The 6,484-nt window shown below is 65.9% G+C and carries 6 protein-coding genes; 4 read left to right on the top strand and 2 right to left on the bottom strand.

Annotated features, from left to right (window positions below; translation table 11 throughout):
- The coding region (locus tag BGO62_RS10775; protein ID WP_296642207.1) for a Tex-like N-terminal domain-containing protein at positions 1 to 1,045 on the bottom strand (1,045 nt) is incomplete at its 3' end.
- Positions 1,046 to 1,344: 299 nt separating this feature from the next.
- Here BGO62_RS10775 and BGO62_RS10770 point away from each other — a divergent pair.
- Positions 1,345 to 2,241, top strand: coding sequence for a flagellar brake protein (locus BGO62_RS10770; protein ID WP_296642205.1), 897 nt, complete (start codon positions 1,345 to 1,347; stop codon positions 2,239 to 2,241).
- A 128-nt stretch (positions 2,242 to 2,369) separates the two neighbouring features.
- Here BGO62_RS10770 and BGO62_RS10765 read toward each other — a convergent pair whose 3' ends face one another.
- Positions 2,370 to 3,635: an EAL domain-containing protein gene (locus BGO62_RS10765; protein WP_296642203.1), complete on the bottom strand. Its 1,266-nt coding sequence runs from the start codon at positions 3,633 to 3,635 to the stop codon at positions 2,370 to 2,372.
- Between the two features lie 207 nt (positions 3,636 to 3,842).
- On the opposite strand from BGO62_RS10765, the gene BGO62_RS10760 reads away from it, so the two are divergent.
- From BGO62_RS10760 to BGO62_RS10750, 3 genes are all read left to right on the top strand, one after another.
- Positions 3,843 to 4,439: a hypothetical protein gene (locus BGO62_RS10760; RefSeq protein WP_296642202.1), complete on the top strand. Its 597-nt coding sequence runs from the start codon at positions 3,843 to 3,845 to the stop codon at positions 4,437 to 4,439.
- Between the two features lie 144 nt (positions 4,440 to 4,583).
- Positions 4,584 to 5,906, top strand: coding sequence for a diguanylate cyclase (locus BGO62_RS10755; RefSeq protein ID WP_296642200.1), 1,323 nt, complete (start codon positions 4,584 to 4,586; stop codon positions 5,904 to 5,906).
- A 55-nt stretch (positions 5,907 to 5,961) separates the two neighbouring features.
- On the top strand, positions 5,962 to 6,333 hold the full coding sequence (locus BGO62_RS10750; protein ID WP_296642198.1) for a hypothetical protein: 372 nt from the start codon (positions 5,962 to 5,964) through the stop codon (positions 6,331 to 6,333).
- The last annotated feature ends 151 nt before the right edge of the window (positions 6,334 to 6,484 follow it).

Here is a 6,484-nt window from a genome sequence, read left to right as displayed (position 1 = left end):
CGGTGCGGATGCCGGGGTCCAGCCCCATGGCGGCGCGCGGCCCGGCGGGGGCGGCGAGCAGCAGATCCTTGAGGTTGCGCGCGAACACGTTGATCGCTTCGGTTTCGGCGCGGGCGCGCAGCGCACCCATCAACTCCAGCTCCAGATGCATGAAGCTCTTCGCGCGCCAGGTGAAGCGCACCGTGTCCATCAGCCAGTGGTCGGCGGGGCGGTTCAGATTCTGGATGCCGAAGCGGCTGGCGATGCGCGTCTCGCAGGGATTGTGCGGCGCGCTCCAGGCCGGCCGCTCTTCTTCGCTGTCGAGGCGCAGCCGCACCTCCAGCATGTCCTCGCGCCGCCCGCGGAACAGCGCCAGCGCGCGGTGCGATGGGATGGTGCCGAGCGTTTCCGAATAGTCGAAGTAGTCGGCGTACTTTTCCGCTGCCGCTTCCTGGCCCTCGCGCACTCTGGATTCGACGACGCCGTGTTCCTGCACGTATTCGCGCAGGGATTGCAGCAGGCCCGCATCCTCGGCGAAGCGCTCCATCAGGATCTGCCGCGCGCCGTCGAGCGCGGCCTTGGCGTCCGCAACGCCGGGGTTGTCGCCCTGCTCGGTGGTGAAGGGAGCGCGCAGATACGCCGCTGCTGCTGCTTCGGGATCGAGCGTCGGGTTGGCCAGCAAGGCATCCGCCAGCGGCTCCAGCCCTGCCTCCTGCGCGATCTGCGCCTTGCTGCGGCGCTTCGGCTTGTAGGGCAGATAGAGGTCTTCCAGCTGCGCCTTGTCCGGCGCCAGCGAGATCGCCTTCAACAGCTCCGGCGTCATCTTGCCCTGTTCGGCGATCGATTCGACGATGGCCGCGCGGCGCGCTTCCAGCTCGCGCAGGTAGCGCAGCCGGTCTTCCAGCAGGCGCAGCTGGGCGTCGTCCAGGCCGCCCGTCGCCTCCTTGCGGTAGCGCGAGATGAAAGGCACCGTCGCCCCCTCGTCCAGCAGGGCGATGGCAGCGGCGACTTGCGCGGGTTTGGCCGCGATCTCGGCGGCGAGTCGTTGTTCGATGGAAGGAAGCATGGTTCGATCGGCTGAATGAAGCGGCCGCCGCGTCGCGAGGCCGGGTGGAAGGGGTCGGGTTGCGCATTATGCCGAATATCCTCAAACCCGGCGCACCGCCTCTTGCGACGCCGGGCCCGCTTGGGCTGCGCCCCCGCTTGTTTCCATTGGCTTCTGCTCGGTGAGGAAAAAACCTAAAAGTCTCATCGGCTTAGCCGTTAAGAATTGAACCGGGGGCGAAAAACCACAAGAACCGACGCCGGAATTTCATAAAAACAAATTTCAGGCCCATGAGCGATCCGAGGAAAAACACCATCCCAGTGCACGCTTCCGAAATCGAGGCCGGCAAGCCCCTGCGCTGGGCCGTGTATGACGGCAACGGCGTGCTGCTGCTCAAGGAGGGCATGGCCCCCGCTACCCAGGCGCAGATTGCCGCCATGGTCGCGCGCGGACTGTTCCGGCAGGCCGACTCCCATGCCAGGCACAACGGCCCCAGGCCGGACATTCCGCCCATGGGTCTTGGGCCGCGCGACGACGGCAAGGCCAAGCCGGCGGGCGACCCCGTCCAGTTCGACGATCTCGCGCTGCAGCCAGGCGAGGTGCTGCAGCTGCACTCTGCCCTTGAAGTGGTGGGGACCGACATGCTCGCGGTGCTGATCGGTTATCTGAAGAGCCGCGCCATTGTGGTGGCCACGCCGGTCGTTTCCGGCAAGCCGCTGCTGGTCAAGGACGGCGCGCTTTTCAATGTCAAGACGTTTTCCGGCACCAGCCTGTTCAGCTTCCGGACCCGGGTGCTGGTCTCGCACATGCAGCCGATGCCGCACCTGCACCTGGAGTATCCCGGGCTGGTATACGCGACCAAGATCAGGAGGGCGCTGCGCGCGCTGGTCGATCTGCCTGCAACCCTGCAGGATCCGGTGAGCGGCAACTGCCTGAATGTCGTTCTGAAGGACCTGAGCGCAGGCGGCGCCAAGCTCGTGCTGCCCGAACCCGTCGCCTGTCCCCAGAATGCCCGGTTTCTGGTCGGCTTCAGGGTAAGGATGGGCGACGACCTAGAGGAAGAGATCCGGGCGGACGTGGTGATGCGCGGCGCCGAATCGCGCACGGAGAAGGGGGCGACCGTGCACACCATGGGCGTGCAGTTCAAGGACCTGAGCAAATCGGCCAGCCTGGCCATCATGGCGCTGGTGTACCGGCAGCAGCTGCGAAAGGGCTGAAGCCGGTTTGCCGGCGGCCCGGAAACAAGCGGGTTTGAGATGGAATCGAGCGGCGGAATGAATCAAGGCGCAGGAGGCTGCGCCTCGATTCATTTGGGGCGGAGCGCGCACCCCATTTTCAGGCGGGGCTATCGCCGCCCGGCTTTGGGAGTGGCGGGGTCGACTGCCGCCGCACCCGCTTCGCCGGTCATTTCCTCGGTCCAGGCAAGTGATTGCAGCTGGGCGAGATTGACTTCTTCCGGGCTGCAGTCGATAGCGCCGGCGTAGCGGGCGATCTGCCCGAAATCGCTGCGTTCCGAAGCCTCGGCGAGTTTCAGGAAGGGCGCATAGGGGCCGGTTTGGTGGACCAGGGCCTGGACGATGGGGGCGGGCATGGAGAGCTGTTCGAGCAGATGGGCGAGCGGGATTTCCAGCAGCGGTTCTGCCAGGGAAAACAGCCCGGTGATGAACAGCTCGTCCTGCGCCCCGCGGTCGAGCCTGGATTGCCCGAGCAGTTCGCACAGGCGCCCGCGCGTCACCGCGGTGCGCGCCGTCAGGGCATTGGTCGGCGCCGGGTTGGCGGTGATCAGCAGCAGTGCCAGCCAGCGATAAAGCGTCTGCAGGCCGACCTGGGTCAGTGCCTGGCGCACCGTGTGGACTTGCTGCTGGAGGCCCGTGGCGGCGGAGTTTGCGTAGCGCAGCAGGCGCAGGGTCAGGGCGGCGTTGCGGCGCAGCGGCTCTTCGATTTCGCCCAGGTCTTCGCAGACGCGGACCTTGTTCATCAGTTCGAGAACGGCCAGCTGGCCCGGCTGGATGGCCTTGTTGGCAAGGTTCTCCGGGCGGGCGAAATAATAGCCCTGGAAATACTGGATGCCGCTGTTGCGGCAGAGCTCGAACATCTCGCGGGTTTCGACCTTTTCGGCGATGAACTGGCCGGCGAAGTTGAGCTGGATGTGGGCGATGATTTCCACGGTCTTTTCGGGAGGCTGTTCGAGCACGTCGAGCTTCACGAAGTCGACCATCGGCAGCAGCGGGCGGTACTCGTCCAGGCAGACGAAATCGTCCAGGGCGAAGCGGTAGCCGAGTTGCCGGAGTTCCTGGATGCGGGCGATCAGCACCGGCGTGACCGGAACGGTCTCGAGGATTTCGTAGACCACGTGGCGGGGCGGGAGCAGGCAGACGAAGTCGCTCATCAGGGTGGCTTCGTCCAGGTTGATGAAGGCGAGCCTGCCGTGCAGCAGCCAGTCGGGGCCGAGACAGAGGGTGTTGCCGATGACCTCGACGCCGGCCTGCAGCTGATTGGTGATCTGGGCCGAGACGGCGGCCATCGATTGCCTGAATAGGAGTTCGTAGGCGAACAGGCGATGTTCGGCATCGACGATGGGTTGCCGTGCGAGAAAGGTTTCCTTGCCCATCCAGGGCTCCTCGATAGACTTGTTTATGTAGTTGTCGGCGAGAGCATATCAGTTCATTCCGGCCGGGGTGAACCCGCGGCAGGGGGAAGCCGGCCGTTGAACGGGCTGCGGATTCTCGCAGAGCGGATAATGAAACAGGCGTGGAGGTATCGGCAGTCAGGCTCCGGGCCGAATCGAAGGGGCAGCCAGGAAAGGGCGGGTGCGTGCATGGCAAAGACACGGGCAGGTTCGCGGGTTGCGACCCCGGATGGCAGGAGGTTCAGCGAACGGCTGTACGGGATCAGGGAGGTTCACATCGAAGTGGAATCCATACTGCAAAGCCTGGCCGCCTTGCAGGACGACATCCCCTGCGCCAGCTGCACCAGCGTCTGCTGCAAGGAGGCGATGTGCCGGGAAAGCCTGGACAGTGATTTCCTGCGCTTCCTGCTGGGCCCCCTGGTCGAGGGATACAGCGTTGACGTCGGCTGGCATGTGGCGGGCTCGGGATGCCGGCTCAGCTACGGCAGGCCGCTGGTGTGCTACGAGTACTTTTGCGAAAGATTCGAAGCGCAGCAGCGGGCCGAGGCGAGGCAGCTGTCGCGGGCGTTCAAAACGCTCTATGCCGATGCCTTCGCGGGACAGCATATGCTGGTCGTCGAAGACATCGGCAGAATCACCGCGAGCAAGCTGGACCGCATCCATGCCCGACTGGAAAGCTTGCGGGAAGCGGCGAACGCGGCGCTGCGGCGGGTCCTCTGCGGGAAACTGGGCCTGCAGCCGGCCGCCGGCCCGGCCGCCCGGGCCGAACGGGAACGGCCGGCATGACTGCGTCCAGCGGATTCCCGGTGGCGGCGCACTTGCGCTACAGTGTCGTTGGTTTCAGACAAAGATTCTAGGCGGGCCGGGAAGACCGAAGCGGATGACGGAATCCGCGCGGCGCGGCCGGGCGGGCAGCGAGCGAAGGCATCCATGTTTTTTCCTCTTGTCGATGAATTGGCTACGACCGACATCGTGAGCGTGCCGGCGCGGCTCGCCGTGCGTGACGCGCTGCGGCAGATGTCGCAGAGCGCGGTCCGCAATATCGTGGTCGAGGAGGCGTCCGGCGGTTTCGGCCTGCTGACCGCGTCCGATGTGGTGCGGCTGCGGCTCTCGATGCCGAATCTCGACATCGCCATCAGCGAGGCCGGCTATCACCCGCTTCCCGGCATTGCGAAGGGAAGCAGTCTCCTGGACGTGCTCGAACTGTTCGACGGCCCGCACGGCTATGCCGCCGTGGTCGACGCGGCGGGTAGCCTGTTCGGCATCGTGTCCAATACCGACATTCTCGGCAGCCTCGACCCGCAGCTGATGCTCCAGCGCCAGCAGCTGCGCGATCTGCTGCGCCGGCATGCGATCAAGAAATTGCCGCACGATGCGCCGCTTGGCCAGGCGCTGGCGCTGCTGGTGGATTCGGACGACGCGGTGATCGTGCTCGACCGGGGAGTCGCGGTGGGCATCGTGACGACCCAGGATGCGATTCGCCTGCTGCACGACGGCGTGGCGCTGACCGACCCGCTGCACCTGCACATGTCGTCCCCGCTCCATGCCGTGACCTACGACCTGACCGTGGCCGAAGCGGTGTCGACCTTGCGCGAAAAGCATTTCAAGCGGCTGGTGGTGCAGGACCCCGCAAGCAGGGACGTGATCGGCATCATCACCCAGCAGGATCTGATCGGCGTCGCCTACAGCCGTTGGGCCGACCTGATGCGCCATCATGCGCAGGAATTGCGCGAGATCATCGATGTGCTGGAGCGCAAGACGGTGCGGCTGGAGCGCATCGCCGCGACCGATCCGCTGACCGGGATGGCCAATCGCACGCGCTTCGAAGCCCTGCTGCTCGACGAGCAGCAGCGGCATGAGCGGTCGCCCGCCACGCCCTTCTCGGTTCTGCTCTTCGATATCGACCATTTCAAGCGGATCAACGATACCTGGGGACACAACCGGGGCGACGCCGTGCTGAAGGCGGTTGCGCAGCACGCCCAGAGCCATTTGCGCCAAGTCGACGTCCTGGCGAGATGGGGCGGGGAAGAGTTCGCCGTGCTGCTGCCGCAAACCGATCTGGCGGCTGCACGCGGGATTGCGGAAAGAATCTGCAGGTCTTTGGCGCACGCCGAATTCGATCAGGTCGGGCGCGTGACGGCCAGCTTCGGCGTCGCCGTGCACCAGGCGGGCGAATCCGGTGCGGTATTGCTCGGCCGTGCCGACGACGCGCTTTACCGCGCCAAGCGCAACGGGCGCAATCGGGTCGAGTAGGGTCCCGGTTTCCGGGACCGGCTTTGTCGCAAGCCGACAACGAGGGGGAAACTTCATGCGGACACAACATATCGTTCATGCCGTGCTGCTTTCGCTGGGACTGGCTTTTCCGGCCTGGGCGAGCCCGCGCGCCCTGCCGCCATCGCCCGCCCCGGAGCAGGACGCGCCGCCCGCTCACGAATCGCGGCAGCCGCCCGTCTTGCCCGCGGCGTCGCCGCGCGGCCAGATGCTTTACGAGAATCACTGCATGGCCTGCCACGAAAGCGTGGTTCACATCCGCAGCCGGCAGCTGGCCCGGTCGCTGCCGCAATTGCGGGAACAGGTGCGGCGCTGGGCGGATTATTTGCAGCTGCGCTGGAGCAGGGACGAGGTCGAGGAGGTGGTTCGCTACCTCGACCGCCAGTACTACCGGTTCGAGCGTCGCTGACCGGATGGCCGTCCGGGCAGCGCCGCTGCGCGTCTAGGTGCGTTGCGGCCTGGCCGGGCGGCGATGGGCGATGGCGACCAGCCGGGTGCCGAGCAGACGGGCCAGGTCGTGCCCGCCGGCACGCATCACGGCGTTATGGTTCCACTTGAAT

Source organism: Thiobacillus sp. 65-1402, assembly GCF_001897685.1.
Lineage (GTDB): Bacteria > Pseudomonadota > Gammaproteobacteria > Burkholderiales > Thiobacillaceae > Thiobacillus.
This window is presented reverse-complemented; position numbering and strand designations above follow the sequence as displayed.

Coding starts and splice junctions, on each gene's coding strand:
- BGO62_RS10760 (WP_296642202.1), top strand. CDS start 3,843: ATGGCAAAGACACGGGCAGGTTCGCGGGTTGCGACCCCGGATGGCAGG.
- BGO62_RS10750 (WP_296642198.1), top strand. CDS start 5,962: ATGCGGACACAACATATCGTTCATGCCGTGCTGCTTTCGCTGGGACTG.
- BGO62_RS10755 (WP_296642200.1), top strand. CDS start 4,584: ATGTTTTTTCCTCTTGTCGATGAATTGGCTACGACCGACATCGTGAGC.
- BGO62_RS10765 (WP_296642203.1), bottom strand. CDS start 3,635: ATGGGCAAGGAAACCTTTCTCGCACGGCAACCCATCGTCGATGCCGAA.